Raw genomic sequence first — 18,880 nt, forward strand, 5'->3', positions numbered from 1 at the left:
GCATGGATGGACCCGATCATACGGGGCGGAGGCCAATCGGGAAGGACTTATTGCGGAATATGTGACATCACGTCAATGGCGAGTTTGATCAGCTTCTGAGAACTTCTGAGACACCAAACGTTGCGCTCTGCAACACTTTTCCGGATTTGTCGTGTCGGGGTAGGCGAGGGAGAGACACAGATGAGGCGAGTATTGGCCACAAGCGTCGCGCTCGTGATGGCGCTGACCGCATGTGGCAGCGGCGACGGAGACGGCCAGAAGGCGTCGTCCGCGTCCGCGGCGGGCGGCGGCCTGGAGAAGACCACGCTCACGATCGGCATCGCACCGGTCCCCTCCGCGGCCCCGCTGTACATCGCCGAGAAGCGCGGATTCTTCAAGGCCGAGGGCCTGACGGTGAAGACCGAGATCATCCAGGCTCCCCAGGCTGTCATGCCGAAGATCATCAACGGCAGCATGGACGCCTTCCTCACCAGCTACGTCACCCTGTTGTCCATCCAGGACTCGGGCGCGGTCAAGCTGAAGCTGTTCCAGCACGTGCAGAGCGCGGCGCCCGGCGTCGCCGGGGTCGTCGTGCCGAAGGACTCGCCGGTCAAGACCCCGGCCGACCTCAAGGGCAAGACGATCGCCGTCAACTCGCTGAAGGCCATGGGGCAGACCATCACCAACGCCCACCTCCAGGCGGCGGGGCTCGCGCCGGAGGACGTCAAGTACGTGCCCGTCCAGTTCGCCGACCAACTCGGCGCGCTCGCCTCCAAGAAGGTCGACGCGGCCTGGCTGGTCGAGCCGTTCCTGTCGGCGGCCAAGAAGACCGGGGCCACCGAGATCCTCGACACGATGAGCGGGCCGACCAACGGCATGCCGATCGACGGCTGGGCCGCCTCCGAGAAGTGGATGGCCGACAACCCCAAGACCGCCGCCGCGCTCCGGCGGGCGCTCACCAAGGCGCAGGAGGCCATGACCGACCGCAAGGCGATCAACGAGGTCGTGCCGACGTACACGCAGATCCCGGCGCCCGCCGTCGAGGCGATGAAGCTCGGCACCTTCGCGATGGAGCCGGACGTCCCCGCCTTCCAGAAGCTCGCCGACCTGATGCACGGCTACGGCTACCTCAAGGCCAAGACCGACGTCGCCCAGCTCATCGCTCCCAAGACCGGATGAGGGTGCTCCTCGGGGTCGCGGGGGTGCTCGGTTTCCTCGCGCTGGCCGAGACGGCGGGCCGGGTCGGCCTCATCGACCCGGCCGCCGTCCCGCTCGCCTCGACGGTCCTCGCCTCGGCGCTCGCCCTCGCCACCGACGCCGATTTCCTGGCCGGGGTGGGGGCCACGCTGCTGCCGTGCGTCACGGGACTGGCCATCGCGGTGGGCGTCGCCGTGCCCCTGGGGCTGCTGCTCGGATCGGTGCCGCCGGTCGAGAGGTCGGTGCGGCCGCTGGTGGAGTTCCTGCGGCCGATCCCCTCGGTGTCGCTCATCCCGCTGGCGATGTTCCTGTTCACCGACAGCCAGGACGCCAAGACCGCGCTCATCGTCTACACCTGCTCATGGCCGATCCTCATCAACACGCTGTACGGCCTCGCCGATGTCGACCCGCTCGCCAAGCAGACCCTGCGGGCCTTCGGCTTCGGCCCGCTGTCGGTCGCGCTGCGGGTGAGCCTGCCGAGCGCGGCGCCGTTCATCGCGACCGGGATCCGCATCGCGGTGTCGGTCACGCTCATCGTGGCGGTCAGCGTGGAACTGGTCGCGGGCGGCGAGGGCGGGATCGGCCAGTTCCAGTCGGTGGCCGCGACCGGCAACCGGGTGGACCGGGTGCTGGCCGCCTCGATCTGGGCCGGGCTCATCGGGCTGGGCGCCAACCTGCTGCTGCTCGCGCTCGAACGCCGGGTCTTCCGCTGGCGTCAGGAGGTGGCCGCGTGATCCTGCGCAGGCTGGCGTGGTGCTGGCTGCTGCCCGTCGCGGCCGTGCTGTGGGAGGTCGCGACGCGGCAGGCGCAGGCGGTCTACTTCCCGCCGCCGAGCGCGGTCGTGGCCAGGTTGCACGAGATGTGGTTCTCCGGCCCGCCGTGGCGGGGCTTCCTCACCGACGAGGCGTTCGCCGACCTGCTGCCGAGCCTCGGCAGACTGGCGGCCGGGTGGGCGGTGGCGGCCGCCGTCGGCGTCGTCGCGGGGCTCGCGATCGGACGGCTGCCCTGGCTGTCGGCCCTGGTGGAGCCGCTGCTGCACTTCGGCCGTTCGGTGCCGCCCCCGACGCTGCTGGGGGTCTTCCTCGTCTTCTTCAAGATCGGTACGCCGCTGCAGCTCGCGGCGATCGTCTACGGGGTGATCTGGCCGGTGCTGATCAACTCGACCGACGGCGCCCGGCACGTCGACCGTCAGTACATCGAGACCGGCCAGGTCTACCGGCTCGGCCGCCGCGACCGGCTGCTGCGGGTGATCCTGCCCGCCGCCGCCCCGAAGATCTTCGCGGGGCTGCGGCTGAGCGTGTCGCTCGCGCTCATCATGATGGTGATCTCCGAGCTGGTGGCGAGCACCGAGGGCATCGGGCACCGCATGCTGGAGGCGCAGAGCGAGTTCGACATTCCCGCCATGTGGGCCGGGATCGTGCTGCTCGGTCTGCTCGGCATCCTGCTCAACGCCGCGTTCATCGGCGTCGAGCGGGCGCTGCTGGGCTGGCACCGGGCTAGCCGTACATCCTCTCGATGACCGCGCGCTGGCGCTCGACGAACCAGGACCGTTCGGGCGCGGCGCCGTCGAGTTCGTCGGGCCGTTCGACGTCGTGGTTGGCGTACTCTGCCGCCCACAGGCCCGGCTTGACCCGCGCGAGCAGGTTGCCCATGCCGGGCCGCAGGCGGCTGCGGCGCAGGGCCGAGACGTCCAGTTCCGCGGCGGCGATGATGGACTCCCCCGGCCCGGCCTGCGCGAGCAGGCGCCCGGAGAAGTCGATCACCTCGGAGCCGCCGTTGGTCGAGTCGGCCGGGATCGCGATCCCGGTCAGCCCGCCGCTGTTGGCGGAGACCACGTAGGCGAGGTTCTCGACCGAGCGGGCCCGCCGCGCGATGGCCTTGCCGGTGAGCTGCGGCGAGGACGCCTCGGAGGTGGGATGGCAGAAGACCTCCGCCCCGCGCAGCGCGAGCGCCCGCGCCAGTTCGGGGTAGAGGATCTCCTCCGAGGCCAGGGCCGCCAGGTTGCCGATCTCGGTCCGCGCCACGGGCAGCACGGCGTCCATGCCGTACACGTCGAGATAGCGCTCCCAGACGTCGTACGGCGACGGCGAGTACATGGAGTGCAGCCGCCGGTAGCGCAGCACCGCCTCGCCGTCCGGGCTCAGGATGACGCACGCCTGGAAGTACAGCTCGGGGAAGTGCTCGTCGCTCTCGTAGGCGTTGACGCACAGGTAGACGCCGTGGCGCCCGGCGATGTCACCGAGCGCCTTGTACTCTTCCCCGTCCGGGGCGAGCGCGGCCTTGTCCCGCCATTCGGCGATGCTCTCGCGAAGCGGGAAGCCGGTGAGCACGTACTCGGGCAGGACGATCAGGCGCAGGTCGGGGCCGACCCAGGAGCAGGCGCCGCCGACCTTGGTGCCGATCCGCTCGATGCCGGCCCGCATCTCGGAGCGCGGGTCGGCGGACCCGGTGATCGAGTGGGTCGTGAGCTGGAGTGCCAGCGCGTGGTACGCGATCACCGGTGCCACCACGGATCGGGTTCGGAGGAGCGGTTGATCAGGTGGGCGCGGCGGCGGACGAACCGCTGGATCGAGGCCTTGCCCATGCGCGAGCCGCCGAGCCCGGACAGCTTGAAGGAGTGCTTCTCCCCCTCGTGGACCAGCGCGGTGAGCGAGGCGTCGTTGATGCTCACGGCGCCCACCTCCAACCGGCCGGCCACCGCTCTGGCGGCGCGCTCGTCGGGGCCGAAGACGGCGGCCGACAGGCCGTAGCCGGAGTCGTTGGCCAGGCGCACGGCCTCCTCGACGTCGGCGACCGCCATGACGGGCAGGACCGGGCCGAAGGTCTCCTCGGTCATGACCTTCATGGTGTGGTCGACGCCGGACAGCACCGTGGGGCGGCACCACAGGCCGCCGCCGTGGTGCTCGATGCGCCCGCCGGTGTGGACCCTCGCGCCGAGCCGCCGCGCGTCGGCGAGGTGCTCGGCGACCACGTCGGCCTGGCCGGCCGCGATGAACGGCCCGACCGGGCCGCCCTCGACGGTCAGGCCCACCTTGCCCGCCCGGTCGGCGAGCAGTTCGACGAACTCGTCGTGGACGGCGCTCTCGACGTACACGCGCTCGATCGACTGGCAGGACTGGCCCGCGTTGGCGGTGCCGCCCCACAGGATCGCGTGGGCGGCCCGGTCGAGGTCGCTGCCGGCCAGGACGATCGCCGGGTCCTTGCCGCCGAGTTCGAAGAAGGCCGGGATGAACGCGCGGGCGGCCGCCTCGGCGACGGCGCGGCCCGAGGGCACTCCCCCGGTGAAGACCAGGGCGTCGACCTTGGGCACGAGGGCGGCGCCGGTCTCGGCTCCGCCCGGGATGATCGTCAGCGGCAGCCCGGCGGGGATCAGGCGCGAGAGCGGTTCGATGAAGCGGGGGGCGACCTCGCTGGGCTTGACCACCACGGTGCACCCGGCCGCGAGCGCGGGGATGGCGTCGATGAGGCTGAGCAGGAGCGGGAAGTTCCACGGGCTGATGACGCCGACGACGTCGTACGGGACGGCCTCGCCCGCGATGACGATGCCGGGCTGGGCCGCGCCCATCTCCTCCGGAGGCCGCAGGGCGTCCGGAGCGTCCCTGATCCAGCGGTCGATCAGGCCGCGCACGATCTGCTGCTCCAGCCGGGACTCGACGGTCCGGCCGGTGTCGGCGATCAGCGCGGCCAGGAGTTCCTCGTCCGCGGCGACGGCCGCGCCGAACTCGGCGAGCGGCTTGCGGCGGTCGGAGCGGCGCCACCCGGGCGCCGCGCCGCGCAGTCTGTCGACGGTGGCCGTCACCTCCGCCTCGGTCAGCGGCCGGAGGTGGTGGTCGATCTGTCCGGTGAGCGGGTTCCTCACCTCGATGCTGGTCATACGCGCCTCTCGTCGATGATGGTCCGCTTGACGCACACTCCGCTCTGGATCCACTGCCAGACCCGGCTCCTGTGCTCGCCGTCGTCGCTCAGCACGATGAGCTCGAACAGCCGCAGGTCGGCGGCGGCCGCCTTGTAGAGCCAGGTCAGGTAGATCGTGGACGCGTCGAGTTCCCAGAACTCACCCGTGATCCGCTCGGTGTCGAATCCGCAGCGTCCGCCGCCCAGGTAGGTTCCGGGGAAGGCGATCTCCTCGGTGCGCCCGTCGTCCCAGGTGTAGCGATTGACCTGGTGGTAGGTGCGCTCGTCGACGATCGTGCAGGTCAGGTGGGAGCTGTGTCGGTCGAGCAGGGTGCCCTGGGGGTCGAGGTGGGTGTAGGTGCCCGTCCATCGCCCCTCGTGACGGGCCAGTAACGGCATGTCTTCGCGAAGCCCCATACGCCCACCTCTTGCTGGATGAATGTTGCCGTTGATGCGGTGTGTCAGGGTTTGAAGCCGACGCCGGCCAGCGCGAAATGAGGGATGGGAGCATCCTCGAAGACCAGATGATCGGCGTCCGGGCGCCAGTCTGGCACCGGAACGAGTCCCGGGGGGACCAAATCGAGGCCGTCGAAGAACCTGGCGATCTCCTCTTCCCTGCGGTAGCGGGTGTCGCGCACCTTCTGCAGGGCCCTGGACTGCTCGTCACCCCTGTCGAGCAGGTGGTGGACGAAGACGTAGCTGCCGGAGGGGATGATGTCGACCAGTCTGCGGGTGCGGGTCCACGGGTCCTCCAGATCCTTGAGATGGTGGAGGATGCCGCACAGCAGCAGGCCGACCGGCTGGGCCAGGTCGATGTGCGCCTTGAGCTCGGGGTCGGCCATGAGGGCGTCGGGCTCGCGCAGGTCGGCGCGGATCGCGAGGGTGTTGGGGCTGGTCACGAGCAGGGCGCGGGCGTGGACCAGCACGTGGGGGTCGTTGTCGACGTAGGCGACGCGCACCTCGGGGTCGGCGGCGTGGGCCACCTGGTGGACGTTCTCCGCCGTGGGCAGGCCGGTGCCGATGTCGATCAGCTGGCGCAGGCCGACCTCGGTGACCAGGAACCTGACGACTCGGCCGAGCAGGTCGCGCTGGGCGCGCACGCCGAGTTCGACGTCGGGCATGCGTTCGCGGATGCGCTCGCCCGCCTGCCGGTCTATCTCGAAGTTGTCCTTGCCCCCGAGCAGGTAGTCGTACACGCGGGCAGGGCTCGGCGCCGACAGGTTCAAGCCCTGCGGGACCCCGCCATCGACTTCTGCCACGACACCCCTTCACCTTCCATGTGTGATCGCTCCCACGATAGCCGGAACAGCCTCTGCACCGAGGCAGATCACACACTCACAGAGTCGGACAATCTACGCTTTTACCCATAAATCGCGAAATATCACTGCTTTTGCCGTGGAAACTCTGCGAAGCCATTTCAGCGCCCCTCTACTATGGCGTCCCAATTCTGCCCTCCGATAGAGTTCTGGCATTCAGTGCGCCCCTGGAACCCCAAGGAATGCCGCCTTGCTCGAGATCAGCAACCTCAGCCATACGTACGGCAGCGGCCCCGGCGCCCACCACGCCATCGAGGGCCTGTCACTGAGCGTCGCGGAGGGCGAACTGCTGTGCGTGGTCGGCCCCTCCGGCGCCGGCAAGTCGACGCTGCTGCGGTCCATCGCGGGGCTGATCGCCCCCACGGGCGGCGAGGTCAAGGTCGACGGCCAGCTCGTCACCTCCACGCCCGACAACCTCGCGGTCGTCTTCCAGGACTACAGCCGCTCGCTGTTCCCCTGGATGTCGGTCGCCGACAACGTGGCACTGCCGCTGCGGCGCCGGGGCATGGACAAGAGCGACCGCAAGGCGGCGGCCCAGGAGGCGCTGGAGTCGGTCGGCCTGTCCGGCGCGGGCAAGAAGTACCCGTTCCAGCTGTCCGGCGGCATGCAGCAGCGGGTGGCCATCGCCCGCGCCCTGGCCTACCGGCCCAAGCTCATGCTCATGGACGAGCCGTTCGGCTCGGTCGACGCGCAGACCAGGGAGGACCTCGAAGACCTGGTCCTGCAGGTGCGCGGCCACCACAAGATGACGATCGTGCTCATCACCCACGACATCGACGAGAGCGTGTACGTCGGCGACCGCGTCGTGGTGCTGTCGAAGGCCCCCGCCCACGTCGTCGGCGACCTGGCGGTCGAACTCCCCTTCCCTCGCGACCAGATCAGCACGCGCGAGCACGCCGACTTCGTCCACCTGCGCGCCGAGGTCGGCCGCCTGGTCCGCGGCGTGACCCCCACCGACCAGCTCCTGGCGCCCGGCGGCCCGAAGCCCGGCGGCAACCCCACCGACCAGAAGGCCAGGAAGCAGCGGCCCGGCGGGCAGGGGTCCGGCACCCGCAAGGGCGGCGCCGGGCAGCCCGCCAAGCAGAGCCCCAACGGCAACGGCCAGGCTTCGAACAGGCAGGCTTCCAACGGGCAGGCAGCCAACGGACAGAAGAACGGCGCGCAGGCTTCGAACGGGCAGAAGAACGGCGCCCAGAAGAACCGGGCGCAGCGGGTCGGCAAGAAGAAGGTTCGCAACCCGAAGCGCAAGGCCCGGACGTAGGCGCCGACATAGCCCCGGCAGAACAAGCAGACGCCGCCCGTCCGACCCAGAGGGGTAGGAGGGCGGCGTCGCGGTGGGGTGGTGCGCGCCCGGGTGGCGCCGGATGGGGGCCTCCGGCCTGTCACGGCGGAGCGGCCGTGGCGGCGGCTCCGCCGTGACGAGGATGTCCGAGCGCTGTGAAAGGGATGTCTACGCCGGGGTGGAGAGCGTCTTGGTGAGGGCGTGTTCCACGAGCGTGATCAGAGTGGACTTCACCGAGTCCCGGTGCCGGGCGTCCAGCCGCACGACCGGGGTGCCCTCGCCGATCGTCAGGGCCTCACGGAGTTCGGTCTCCTCGTGGGGGAAGGAACCGTCCCATCCGTTGATCCCGACCACGAACGGCAGCCCCGCCTCCTCGAAGTAGTCGATCGCCGGGAAGCTGTCGGCCAGCCGACGCGTGTCCACCAGGACCACCGCGCCGATCGCGCCGCGCACCAGGTCGTCCCACATGAACCAGAACCGGTGCTGGCCCGGCGTGCCGAACAAGTAAAGGATCAGGTCGCGATCCAGCGACACACGGCCGAAGTCCATCGCCACGGTGGTGGTCGTCTTGGTCGGCGTCAGCGAGACGTCGTCCACGCCCGCCGACGCGTCGGTCATGACGGCCTCCGTGGTCAGCGGCAAGATCTCCGAGACCGCACCCACGAACGTGGTCTTGCCCACGCCGAAACCTCCGGCCACGACGATCTTCGTCGAGGTGAGGCCGGCGCTAGAGCCTGCGAAGTCCACTGAGCACCCTTTCGAGCAAGTTGAGGTCCGGCTTTCCCGCGTCCAGCGCCGGCTGGTGCACGCGGATCAGGCCCTCCGACGCCATGTCGGCGATCAGCACCCGGACCACCCCGAGAGGTTGCCGTAAAAGGGCGGAGATCTCCGCAACAGACCTGACATTGCGCGTCAGCTGGATGATCGCCTGATACTCCGGACTGAGAAGTGAGATGTCTTGGTATTCCGACGTCACGGAGGACACCAGTGCCTCCATGGCGAACTTCATCCGCGGCGCGGTGCGCCCCCCGGTCACGGCATAGGGCCGTACCAGGGAACTCTGCTTCTGCGGACGGGGCGCCGACGGATGCGGCGGAGTACTATCACCAGCCCAACCCTGACCTGTCACCATGATCTCCTGTCACCGCCCGGCTAGCGGGGGCGGGCCGCCTGCAGCTCCGCGCGGACCGCGGGCGTCAGCACCTGGCCGGCCCGCTCCACGAGGAGCGTCATCTGGTACGCCACCAGGCCCATGTCGCAGTCAGGCGAAGCGAGCACCGCCAGACACGAACCGTCGCTGATCGACATGATCATAAGCAGGCCGCGCTGCATCTCGATCACGGTCTGGGCGACCTGACCGCCCTCGAACACCCGCGCGGCGCCCTGGGTCAGGCTGATCACACCCGAGGCCACCGCCGCGAGCTGGTCGGCCCGGTCCTTGGGAAAGCCCTCCGAGTAGGCAAGCGGCAGACCGTCGGACGACACGACCACGGTGTGCGCGACACCGGGGACGTTGTTGACGAAGTCCGTGATCAGCCAGCTGATGCCACGCGCACCCTGGCTCAGTTCTCTCATTCCTTCTCCTTCAGATCTTCGCGGCCCTGCCGGATGCCCTGCTGGAAGCTGGAGAGCCTGTTGCGCAGGCGCTCGGGCGAGATCGGCGGCGCCGGTGAGGTCACCTGGGGCTCGGCGAGGCTCGCCGTCCCCGGCACCAGGTTGGCCTTGGGAACCCGGCGCGGCAGGCCGGAGGCGGTCGTCCCGCCCTGGACCGGCTCCGCGGCGGCCTGCGCGGCCTGCCAGCCCTGGTCGGCGGGCGAGGACCACGAGGCTCCGGCACCCGACTCGCCCGGACTGCGCTGGGGCAGACCGGTCTGGGTGTGGGCGCCGGGGGTGAAGTCGTCGACGGGCATGGCGTCCCGCCTGGGCAGCGGCTGCGGGCGGCCGGCCGCCGGGTCGCGCTGGGGCAGCGGCTCCGGCTGCGGGTCGCGCAGGCCGAACGGCTCGCGCTGCGGCAGCGGCAGGCCGTCGCGCGACAGCGCGGGCTGCGGGCTCGTCTCCGGTCCCGGATCCCAGTCCTCGAACGGCTCGGGCTGCGGAACCGGCTCCGGTTCCATGCCCTGCAGCTGGTCGGGTTCCGGACGGCGGAACCAGTCGGAGCCCACCGACGAGAAGATCGGCAGGAAGTCCTCGCCGGCCTGCTCGATCGGGGAGTCGTCCACGACCGGCATGGGGCCGGTGAGGTCGAGCGAGCTGTACTCCGCCGAGTTGTAGTCGGTGTTGAACGGGGTGAACAGGCTGCTCGCGCCGTTGCCGGCCGAGCCGTTCGACGAGCCGGTGGCCGGGCCGCCGGAGGACACCGAGGGCCAGTTCCGCTCACTGCCGAAGGACGGCCAGTGCCCGCTCTCCTCCTCCGCCCGCCGGGGCGGGTCCTCGGCCAGTGAGGTCCACTGGGGCGCCTCCGGCTGGGACGGCACGGGCGGCTCGGCGAAGGACGGCCAGCCGTTTCCGGCGGCCGGGGCGGCGGGGGCCGGTTCCGTCCAGGGGGTGTCGGGCACCGGGATGTCGGTCGGCCACTGGGTGTCCATCGGCGAGTCGAAGCGTGCGGCGTTCGGCGCGAAGGGACTGCTGTGGAAGCCGGTGTCCGAGGACGGCGGCGCCCCCAGCATGGCCGGGTCGAAGCTGGTGAAGCTGTCGTACTGCCCGCGCGGCTGCGGCACCGCGCCCCCCGTCGACGCGATGAGCAGATCGGGCAGCACGGCGACGGCGCTGAGGCCGCCGGTCTCCCGCATGCGCAGCTGTACGCGGATGCCGTGGCGCAGGGCCAGGCGGCCGACCACGAACAGGCCCATGCGCCGGGAGACCGACACGTCCACGACGGGCGGGTTGGCCAGCCGCCAGTTGGCCTCGGCGAGCTCATCGGCCGTCATGCCGATGCCGAGGTCGTTGATCGTGACCAGGACGCCGCCGTCGGCGGGGGCGCTGGTGACCGAGACGCGGCTCTCGCGCGGCGAGAAGGAGATCGCGTTCTCGATCAGCTCGGCGAGCAGGTGGACGGCGTCGGTGACGGCGGGGCCGACGATCTGGATGTCGGACGGGATCTGGATCTGGACGCGCTCGTAGTTCTCGACCTCGGACAGCGAGGCGCGGGCGATGTCCACGAGCGGGACCGGCTCGCTCCACTTGCGCGCGGCCTCCTGGCCGGCGAGGACCAGCAGGTTCTCGCTGTTGCGCCGCATGCGGGTGGCCAGGTGGTCCAGGCGGAACAGGTTGGCCAGCCGGTCCTCGTCCTCCTCGCCCTGTTCCAGGCCCTCGATGAGCTGGAGCTGGCGCTCGACGAGCGTCTGCGAGCGGCGGGAGAGGTTGACGAACATGGCGTTGACGTTGGCCCGGAGCTGGGCCTCGTCGCCCGCCAGCCGGATCGCCTCGCGGTGGACCTCGTCGAAGGCGCGGGCGACCTCGCCGATCTCGTCGCGGGTGTTGATGCCGATCGAGGGGGTGTCCGGGAGCGCGGCGCCCTCTCCGGACTCGCGCAGGACGCGGACGGTCTCGGGCAGCCGGTTCGTGGCCACCTGAAGGGCCTCGGCGCGCAGCCGCCGCAGGGGCCGGACGAGCGAGCCCGCCACCCGGGTGGTGATCACCAGGACGAGCAGCAGCAGGACCACGATGAGCGAGCCGGAGACGATGGCGTTGCGCTGCTCGGCGTCGCTCAGTTCGCGGGTCTTGGCCACGATGGCGCCGGCGAGCTTGTCCTCGACCTCGCGGGTGCTGTTGACGGCCAAGGTGGTGCTGTCGAACCAGTGGGCCATCTCGCGGCGCGGGCCCGCGGTGATGTCGAGGTCGCGGATCTCCTTGTACTCGCGCATCTGGGCGAGTGCGCGCTGGCGCATGGCGTCGGCGCGGTCGATGGCGGGGCCTCGGACGGTCTTGCGGTACATGGCGGCGGTCGCCGCGTCCGCCTCCTGGTCGAAGACGGCCTGCTCGGCCTGCTGGGCGTTCCACGAGCCCAGGAAGTCCGACAGGTCGTCGTAGTCCAGTTTCCGCTCGATGAGCGCGACGAGGAGGATGACCTGCTGGCGCGAGATCTCCTCCTTGACGCGCTGGATGGCGCCGAGCGCGGTGACGTCGCCGAGCAGGCGGTCGTCGTCGCCCTCGGTCTGGCCCAGCTCGTCCTGCAGCTTCTCCAGGATCTCGATGAGGGTGGAGAAGGTGCGGACGGCGGCTCGGGGCGGGACGCTCTCGCCCAGGATCGAGGCGCGCAGGCCGTCGAGTCCGATGAGCCAGCGGCGCATGGTCTCGACCTCGGCGCGCACGCGGGGCGCGTGGGCGCCGTCGATGGCCGCGGTGCCGTCGAGCACCCGGGTCTTGGCGACGTTGACCTGCTGGCGCTGGGTGCGGAGCTGGCCGAGGCGCCCCCGCTGGCGGCGGTCGGCGATGTACCAGGCGGTCAGCGCGCGTTCCTCTCCCAGCTCGTGGGACAGGGCGCCGAGGCGCTGGACGAGCTCGGCGACCTGGGTGAGCCGCCGGTACTCGGCGCTGGTGCCGATCGCGTCGGCGAGCTGCACTCCGGCGAGGAGCACACCCACGATGGTGGGGATGAGGATCAGGGCGACCAGCCGCGAGCGCACGCGCCAGTTGGCCAGTCGGAACCTCCCGCCCGTGTACTCCCCAGACGTCGCGTGTTTGGGGTTCTCCGTCCTCACTGACTCTCGCCTCTCGCGCTACGTGCTCGGAAAATCTGACACGCGTGCGACGCATGGGATTCCGCTGGCGTGGGTAATTGGAACACAATCCCTACCAGATCGGCCAACCGTACAAACCGCCCAGACGCCTACGAAACGTGTCATTTCAGGTGATTTTGACGGCGGTTCTCAGGCCGGCCGGAAGGAGTCCCGCTCTGCCGGAGCGGCATGCTTGATCATCAGGTGACGGGTCACCGAGTACTCCTGCACGGCTTCCTGGCTCATGTCCTTGCCGAAGCCGCTGCCCTTCACGCCGCCGTGCGGAGCCTCGCTGGCGATGGGCAGGTGGTCGTTGATCCACGTCACGCCCACATCCAGGCGGTGGGAGACGCGCAGCGCCCGCGACACGTCGCGGGACCACACGGAGGAGGCCAGGCCGTACCTGGTGTCGTTGGCCAGCCTGACGGCCTCGTCCTCGTCGTCGAAGGGGAGCACCACGAGCACCGGGCCGAACAATTCGCCCTGGACGATCTCACTGCCCTGCTCGACGCCGGCGACCAGGGTCGGCGGGTAGAAGAAGCCGGGTCCGTCCGAGGGGGCGCCACCGCACACCACACGGCCGCCCGCGCGGGCGACGAAGCCGTGCACGCGCTCGCGGTGGGCAGCGGAGACCAGCGGGCCGATGTCGGTGGCCGGATCCCAAGGATCCCCTATGCGGATCTTGGCAATATTTGCCCGAAAAGCCTCAATAGTCGCCTCGTACGCTGAACGCGCGACGTACACGCGGGTGGCGGCCGTGCAGTCCTGACCGGTGTTGTAGGTGGCGCCCATGACCACGCCCCGCGCGGCCTCCTCCAGGTCGGCGTCCTCGAACACCAGCGCCGGGGCCTTGCCGCCGAGTTCCAGGTGCACCCGCTTGAGCGTGCGGGCGGCACCCGCCATCACGGCCCGACCGGTCTCGGTCGAGCCGGTGACGCTCACCATGTCCACGCCGGGATCGGTGACCAGCGCCTCGCCCACCGCGCCGTCGCCCAGCACCACCCGCACCAGCCCCTCGGGGGCGCCCGCCCGCTCGAACAGCTCCGCCAGGCGCAGCGTCGAGCGCGGGGTCTGCGGCGCGGGCTTGATGACGACCGCGTTGCCGGCCGCGACCGCGGGCCCCACCTTCCAGACGGCCATGACGAACGGGAAGTTCCACGGCGCGATCGAGGCGACCACGCCGACCGGGCGGCGCAGCAAAACCGAGGTGTACCCGGCGCTGAACACGCCCGCGCCGGTGCCGTCCAGCGAGCGGGCCGCCCCGGCGAAGAAGCGCAGGTTGTCGACGGCGAACGGCAGCTCGCCGTCCCTGAAGACCGCGGCGGGCTTGCCCGTCTCCTCGACCTCCAGCCGGGTCAGTTCCTCGGCGTCGGCCTCCACGAGGTCGGCCAGGCGCAGCAGCAGCCGCGCCCGTTCGGCGGGAGTGGTCTGCGACCACTCGTGGAAGGCCGCCCGAGCCTGCCGTACGGCCCCCGCCACCTCCTCGATCGGGGTGTCGGGGATCTCGGCGAAGGACTGCCCGGTGGCCGGGTTGATGAGTTGACGCATGGTTCTTTCCAGGTGGGTGGAGCGGGGATTACTGCTTGCCGAGCCGTTCGATCAGGTCGGCCGCCTTGCGCACGCCGTCGCGGCGCCGGATCTCCTCACCGGTCGCGGCGAGCTCGGCGCGCAGCTCCGCGTCGCCGAGCAGCCGCTCGACGGCGCCGAGCAGTTCCTCGTCGGTGAAGGAGTAGGTGGACAACCGCACGCCGTGGCCGAGTTCGTCGACCCGCTGGGCGTTGTCGTACTGGTCCCAGAACAGCGGCAGCAGGATCATCGGCTTGCCGAAATGCAGGGACTCCACCGTGGTGTTGTTCCCCCCGTGGGTGATCACCAGATCGCACAGTGGGATGATCTTCGTCTGCGGCAGGAACTCGGCGCCGTGCATGTTGTCGGCGAGCTTGATCTCGGCGTGCCTCGGACCCTTGGAGACGATGTACTGATGCGGAGTCCCGGCCAGCACGTCGATGACCCGCTGCATCAGCTCCACGTCGGAGGAGCCGAGCGAGCCGAGCGAGAAGTAGACCAGCGCGCCGCCGTTGCGCTCGAAGGGCAGCTCGAAGTCCTCGTCGGTCTCCCGTACGGAGGAGTCGAGGCGGTGCCAGGCCGGGCCGAGCGGGCGCGCGCCCGTGTAGTCCAGGGCCTCGGGGTAGACGTAGAGGTTCAGGTCGCCCTCGTGGAAGAAGTCGAGGTCGGGCAGCGGGGCGGTGCCCTGTTCGACGCACCAGGCGTTGAAGGCCGACCAGATCTCGCGGTGGGTGCGGTCGTACTCGGCGCGGAAGGCGGCCCACTCCGCGGGGTCGTCGGCGGGCAGGCCGGAGAAGACCGGCGCGACGTTCTCGCCGCGCACCTCCAGCGGGTTGCACGAGACGATGCGCACGAACTTCTTGCCCGAGGTGAGCAGCGCGGGGAAGGTGATGACGTTGTCCTCGACGATGACGTCGGGGTTCACCCGCTCGATAATCGCCCTGAGCTGGGGCTCGCAGTACTTCACGCCGTCGATCAGCGACTCCCAGATGGGCTTGATGACGGTGTCGAGCTGCTCCAGCGTGCTCTTGCGGTACTCCGGCGCGGCGTCGCGGATGAAGTCCTTCCAGAACTGGCCGGGGTCCTGGTCCTCGCCCTCCTCGGCGGGCGGGGCGAGATCGACGAGGTCCTCCTCGAAGCCGAGCGCTTCGAGTTTCCCCTTCCAGGAGGCCTCGGCCGCGAAGACGACCCGGTGGCCTCGGCGGCGCAGAATGTCGCCGATTCCGATGCTGTTGTTCGTCGGCCCGTAGGCACTCTCGGGCATGAACAGAATGGTGAGGGACATGGTCACTCCGGAGAACGCGTCACGTTGAACTGGAATTCAAATAGAGCTCTGGCGTGAAGGTCAACTTCACGGCACTATGGTCCAGGATTTCCTGAAATTTCGTGTATCGGGGGTGGGCGTGGCCCAACGTAAAAGCCGGACGGATCGCCGCATCGATCTCATCGAGGCGGCCCGCCGCGCGATCATCAGTCACGGCATCGACGGCGTGCAGCTCTCGCACGTCGCCGAGGAGGCGGGGTTGACCTCCGGAGCCGTTCTCTACCACTATCCCGACCTGAGCGAACTGCTCGTCGAGGCGCACCATGCGGGGATGGAGCGCTTCTACGAGCAGCGGCTGCGACAGATCGCCAGTGTCACCGACCCGGTGGCCAAGCTCGTCATGACGATCAGGTCGGGCCTGCCCACGGGGCCGCTCGACCCGGACGTGCGCCTGCTCAACGAGCTCGGCGGCGCGGCCGGGCGCAATCGGATGTACGGCGTGCTGCTCACCTCCCTGTACGACCGGCAGGTGAGTATGTACCAGTCGATCCTGGACACGGGGGCGGCGCTCGGGGTGTTCCGGCTGAACGCCGACGCGCTGACGGTATCCCGCAACCTGGTCGCCCTGGAAGACGCCTACGGCTACCGGATCACGGCGCGACACCCCGTCATCGGCCCGCAGGAGGCGGTCGAGCTGATCCTCTCCTACGCGCGCGGGGCGACGGGCAACGACCTGGTTCACTGAGCCGCCCGCAGCAGGACCGCGTCCCGCTCGTCCCAGCTCAGGGCGACCCGCGCGCCGGTGGTGACCGTGCTCGCGCCCTGGACGGCGACGAGCACGGGCTGCTCCCGCCCGGCCACCTCGACGGACAGGTGGGAGACGCCGCCGTAGAAGCTCACGTCGAGGACGGTACCGCGCAGCCCGTCCGGGACGGCCTCGCCGTCCTGGGCGGCCTCCCCGTCTACGGCGGCATCGCCGTCCGGGGCGGCGCCCGTCTCGGCCGACACACTCGTCTCGGCCGGGACACCGGCGTCCTCCGCCGGTACGGTCGCCTCGGCGTCCTGGGCGGCGCCCGTCTCGGCCGGGACGACGGCGTCCTCCGCCGGCATGGTCGCCTCGCCGGACGGCGCGGTGGCCGCTTCGCTCGGCGGGGTCTCCTCCCCCTCCGGTACGGTCGCCTCGCCGTCCGGCGTGGCGGCCGCCTCGCGGAGGGCGATCTTCTCCGGGCGGACGGCCAGCAGCGCGGCCGCGCCCTTGTCCAGTTCCTCGACGGCGGTGCCGCGCAGGGTGCCGAAGGAGCCGGTGACCAGGCCGCCGTCGGCGTCGGCCGTACCGTCGAAGAGGTTGTTGGCGCCGACGAAGTCGGCGACGAAGCGGGAGCGCGGGCGCTCGTAGAGTTCCACGGGCCGATCCACCTGGCGCACCCGGCCGCTGTCGAAGACGGCGATGCGGTCGGCCAGGGACATGGCCTCCTCCTGGTCGTGGGTGACGACCACGAAGGTGATGCCGACCTCGTTCTGCAGCCGCTTGAGCTCCAGTTGCATGTCCGCGCGGACCTTCTTGTCCAGCGCCGACAGCGGCTCGTCGAGCAGCAGCAGCCGGGGGCGCTTGACGATCGCGCGGGCCAGGGCCACCCGCTGGCGCTGGCCGCCGGACAGTTGCTGGGGGCGCCGGCTCGCGTGCGCGGTCAGTCCGACGGTCTCCAGCACCTCGCCGACGCGCTCCTTGACCTCGGCGCGCGGCAGCCGCTCGCGCTCCAGGCCGTAGGCGATGTTCTTGGCCACGCTCAGGTGGGGGAACAGCGCGTACGACTGGAACATGAGGTTGATCGGCCGCCTGTTGGGCGCCAGCGCGAGCAGGTCGGCGCCGTCGAGCGTCGCCGTGCCGCTGTCAGGGGTCTCGAAGCCCGCGAGGATGCGCAGCAGCGTCGTCTTGCCGCAGCCCGACGGGCCGAGCAGCGCGAAGAACTCGCCCTGCTCGATCTCCAGCGACACCCGGTCGAGCGCGGTGACGTCGCCGAAGCTGCGGGAGACGCCGTCAATCCTGAGCACGTGAGCCCCTCTCCCCGATCCGGGTCAGCCGCTGCCCGGCGATCACCGCGGTGAAACTCACCAGCAGCAGGATCGCGGCCAGTGCGTTGATCTTCGGGTCGACGCCGAACCTGATCATTGAGTAGATGACGATCGGCAGTGTCGGGTCCGCGGCGCCGATCGTGAAGAACGCGATGACGAACTCGTCCAGCGACAACGTGAACGCCAGCAGCGCGCCCGCGACGATGCCGGGCGTGAGCTGCGGCAGCGTGATCCGCAGGAACGTCGCCAGCGGGCCCGCGCCGAGGTCGCGGCTGGCCTCCTCCAGGGAGGTGTCGGCGCCGGTGAGCCGGGTGCGTACGACGGCGGCCACGAAGGCCATCGAGAACAGCGCGTGCGAGAGGATCACCGAGTGCAGGCCGAGCGTCTGCTTCACCATGACGAAGAACAGCAGCAGGCCGATCGCGATCACCAGGTCGGGCAGCACGGCGGGCATGAGCGCGAGCGCGTCGAGCAGCTTCGAGCGCGTGTACCTGGCCAGGCCGACGGCCAGCAGCGTGCCCAGCACGGTGGCGAGGACGGTCGAGCCCACCGCCACGATGAGGGTGTTGACCAGGCCGGTCATGACCTGCTCGTCCTCGACGAGCGCGCCGTACCACTTGAGGCTGAACCCCTCGAAGGTGTAGGCGGACTCCCCCGCGTTGAACGACATCGCGACCAGCACGACGATCGGCAGGTAGAGGAAGACGAACGTCGCCCAGAACGGGACGTAGAGCAGTCTCGGCCTACGCACGGCGGGCCGCCCAGGACTGGATCATGAGCAGCACGACCAGCACCGCGATCAGCGCGAGTGTCAGCACCGCGCCGAACGGCCAGTCGCGCGCCACGAGGAACTCGTTGCGGATCAGGTTGCCCACCATGACGGACTTGCCGCCGCCGAGGATCTCGGGGATGACGAAGTTGCCGAAGCTCGGCACGAAGACGAACAGCGACCCGGTCAGCACGCCCGGGACCGTCAGCGGCAGCGTCACCTTGCGGAAGGTCGTGAACGCCGAGGCACCCAGGTTGGCCGACGCCTCGCGCAGCTGCGGGTCGAGCCGTTCGATCGCGGCGTACAGCGGCAGCACCATGAGCGGCAGGTAGGAGTAGAGCAGGCCGACGACCACCGTGCCCTGTTTGTACAGCAGCTCCAGTTCGGTGCCGAGCAGGGAGTTGACGATGCCGGGACCGCTCAGCAGCATGATCCAGGCGTAGGCGCGGATGATGAAGTTCGTCCAGAACGGGAGCACGATCGCGACCAGCGCGATCGTCTTCCACTTCTTGGGCAGGCTCGCGATGAGGTACGCCGTCGGGTAGCCGATGAGCAGCGCGAGCACCGTGGTGATCGCCGCGATCTTCAGCGAGTCGAGCACCACGGTGAGGTAGAGCGAGTCGGCCAGCCGGGTGAAGTTCTCGGTGGTGAACTCGTAGACGACTCCGCCGAATCGCCCCCGCCGGAACACCGTGTAACCGAGCACCAGCGCCAGCGGCACCAGCAGGAGCACCAGCAGGTAGAGCAGGCCGGGCGTCAGGAAGGCGAACGCGGGGAGGAGTGCCCGCCGGCGCCCATTCACGGGGGTCGTCGGCGGGGCCC

17 protein-coding genes and 1 pseudogene are annotated in these 18,880 nt (G+C 70.2%); 5 read left to right on the plus strand and 13 right to left on the minus strand.

The features are described from left to right. The first annotated feature begins 180 nt into the window (after window positions 1–180). From ABD120_RS15340 to ABD120_RS15350, 3 genes are read left to right on the plus strand one after another with little or no spacing between them, the layout of a single operon-like run. Window positions 181–1,158: an ABC transporter substrate-binding protein gene (locus ABD120_RS15340; protein WP_343950540.1), complete on the plus strand. Its 978-nt coding sequence runs from the start codon at window positions 181–183 to the stop codon at window positions 1,156–1,158. After that, window positions 1,155–1,910 carry an ABC transporter permease gene (locus tag ABD120_RS15345; protein WP_343950541.1) on the plus strand — a complete coding sequence of 252 codons (756 nt, stop codon included), beginning with the start codon at window positions 1,155–1,157 and terminating at the stop codon, window positions 1,908–1,910. The genes ABD120_RS15340 and ABD120_RS15345 overlap by 4 nt, the downstream gene beginning before the upstream one ends. Then, on the plus strand, window positions 1,907–2,695 hold the full coding sequence (locus tag ABD120_RS15350; protein ID WP_343950542.1) for an ABC transporter permease: 789 nt from the start codon (window positions 1,907–1,909) through the stop codon (window positions 2,693–2,695). The genes ABD120_RS15345 and ABD120_RS15350 overlap by 4 nt, the downstream gene beginning before the upstream one ends. Here the strand turns inward: ABD120_RS15350 and ABD120_RS15355 are convergent. The 4 genes from ABD120_RS15355 to ABD120_RS15370 are packed head-to-tail and all read right to left on the minus strand — an operon-like array spanning window position 2,673 to window position 6,329. After that, a complete protein-coding gene (locus ABD120_RS15355) occupies window positions 2,673–3,674 on the minus strand; it encodes a nitrilase-related carbon-nitrogen hydrolase (protein ID WP_343950543.1) in 1,002 nt (333 codons plus the stop codon). The genes ABD120_RS15350 and ABD120_RS15355 overlap by 23 nt on opposite strands. Beyond that, a complete protein-coding gene (locus ABD120_RS15360) occupies window positions 3,671–5,050 on the minus strand; it encodes an aldehyde dehydrogenase family protein (protein WP_343950544.1) in 1,380 nt (459 codons plus the stop codon). The genes ABD120_RS15355 and ABD120_RS15360 overlap by 4 nt, the downstream gene beginning before the upstream one ends. Further along, window positions 5,047–5,487, minus strand: a complete 441-nt coding sequence (locus ABD120_RS15365; protein WP_343950545.1) for a DUF3598 family protein — start codon at window positions 5,485–5,487, stop codon at window positions 5,047–5,049. Before ABD120_RS15365 ends, ABD120_RS15360 begins: the two co-directional genes overlap by 4 nt. Before the next feature lie 44 nt (window positions 5,488–5,531). Beyond that, a complete protein-coding gene (locus tag ABD120_RS15370) occupies window positions 5,532–6,329 on the minus strand; it encodes an SAM-dependent methyltransferase (protein WP_343950546.1) in 798 nt (265 codons plus the stop codon). Window positions 6,330–6,576: 247 nt separating this feature from the next. Here ABD120_RS15370 and ABD120_RS15375 point away from each other — a divergent pair. Further along, window positions 6,577–7,329: pseudogene (locus ABD120_RS15375) on the plus strand (ABC transporter ATP-binding protein); the annotation flags it as partial. Window positions 7,330–7,836: 507 nt separating this feature from the next. On the opposite strand, the gene ABD120_RS15380 reads toward ABD120_RS15375, so the two are convergent. From ABD120_RS15380 to ABD120_RS15405, 6 genes are all read right to left on the minus strand, one after another. After that, window positions 7,837–8,415 carry a GTP-binding protein gene (locus ABD120_RS15380; RefSeq protein ID WP_343950548.1) on the minus strand — a complete coding sequence of 193 codons (579 nt, stop codon included), beginning with the start codon at window positions 8,413–8,415 and terminating at the stop codon, window positions 7,837–7,839. Next, a complete protein-coding gene (locus ABD120_RS15385; protein ID WP_343950549.1) occupies window positions 8,396–8,800 on the minus strand; it encodes a DUF742 domain-containing protein in 405 nt (134 codons plus the stop codon). The genes ABD120_RS15380 and ABD120_RS15385 overlap by 20 nt, the downstream gene beginning before the upstream one ends. Before the next feature lie 20 nt (window positions 8,801–8,820). After that, window positions 8,821–9,243 carry a roadblock/LC7 domain-containing protein gene (locus ABD120_RS15390; RefSeq protein WP_425563974.1) on the minus strand — a complete coding sequence of 141 codons (423 nt, stop codon included), beginning with the start codon at window positions 9,241–9,243 and terminating at the stop codon, window positions 8,821–8,823. After that, window positions 9,240–12,368 (minus strand): sensor histidine kinase, encoded by a 3,129-nt coding sequence (locus tag ABD120_RS15395; RefSeq protein ID WP_343950550.1) that lies wholly within the window; start codon window positions 12,366–12,368, stop codon window positions 9,240–9,242. The genes ABD120_RS15390 and ABD120_RS15395 overlap by 4 nt, the downstream gene beginning before the upstream one ends. 168 nt (window positions 12,369–12,536) lie before the next feature. Further along, window positions 12,537–13,934 (minus strand): aminobutyraldehyde dehydrogenase, encoded by a 1,398-nt coding sequence (locus ABD120_RS15400; protein ID WP_343950551.1) that lies wholly within the window; start codon window positions 13,932–13,934, stop codon window positions 12,537–12,539. Window positions 13,935–13,962: 28 nt separating this feature from the next. Beyond that, window positions 13,963–15,237: a glycosyltransferase gene (locus ABD120_RS15405; RefSeq protein ID WP_343950552.1), complete on the minus strand. Its 1,275-nt coding sequence runs from the start codon at window positions 15,235–15,237 to the stop codon at window positions 13,963–13,965. 118 nt (window positions 15,238–15,355) lie between these two features. Between ABD120_RS15405 and ABD120_RS15410 the strand changes: the two genes are divergently transcribed. Further along, window positions 15,356–15,961, plus strand: a complete 606-nt coding sequence (locus ABD120_RS15410; protein ID WP_343950553.1) for a TetR/AcrR family transcriptional regulator — start codon at window positions 15,356–15,358, stop codon at window positions 15,959–15,961. On the opposite strand, the gene ABD120_RS15415 is transcribed toward ABD120_RS15410, so the two are convergent. From ABD120_RS15415 to ABD120_RS15425, 3 genes are read right to left on the minus strand one after another with little or no spacing between them, the layout of a single operon-like run. Continuing rightward, window positions 15,955–17,268, minus strand: coding sequence for an ATP-binding cassette domain-containing protein (locus tag ABD120_RS15415; protein ID WP_343950554.1), 1,314 nt, complete (start codon window positions 17,266–17,268; stop codon window positions 15,955–15,957). The two genes, ABD120_RS15410 and ABD120_RS15415, sit on opposite strands and share 7 nt — an antisense overlap. Then, complete coding sequence (locus tag ABD120_RS15420; RefSeq protein ID WP_343950555.1) at window positions 17,255–18,040, minus strand: ABC transporter permease; 786 nt, start codon at window positions 18,038–18,040, stop codon at window positions 17,255–17,257. Before ABD120_RS15420 ends, ABD120_RS15415 begins: the two co-directional genes overlap by 14 nt. Continuing rightward, window positions 18,033–18,860 carry an ABC transporter permease gene (locus tag ABD120_RS15425; protein ID WP_343950556.1) on the minus strand — a complete coding sequence of 276 codons (828 nt, stop codon included), beginning with the start codon at window positions 18,858–18,860 and terminating at the stop codon, window positions 18,033–18,035. Before ABD120_RS15425 ends, ABD120_RS15420 begins: the two co-directional genes overlap by 8 nt. Window positions 18,861–18,880 lie beyond the last annotated feature (20 nt).

It is taken from the genome of Nonomuraea longicatena, from assembly GCF_039525605.1.
Taxonomy (GTDB): Bacteria; Actinomycetota; Actinomycetes; order Streptosporangiales; family Streptosporangiaceae; genus Nonomuraea; species Nonomuraea longicatena.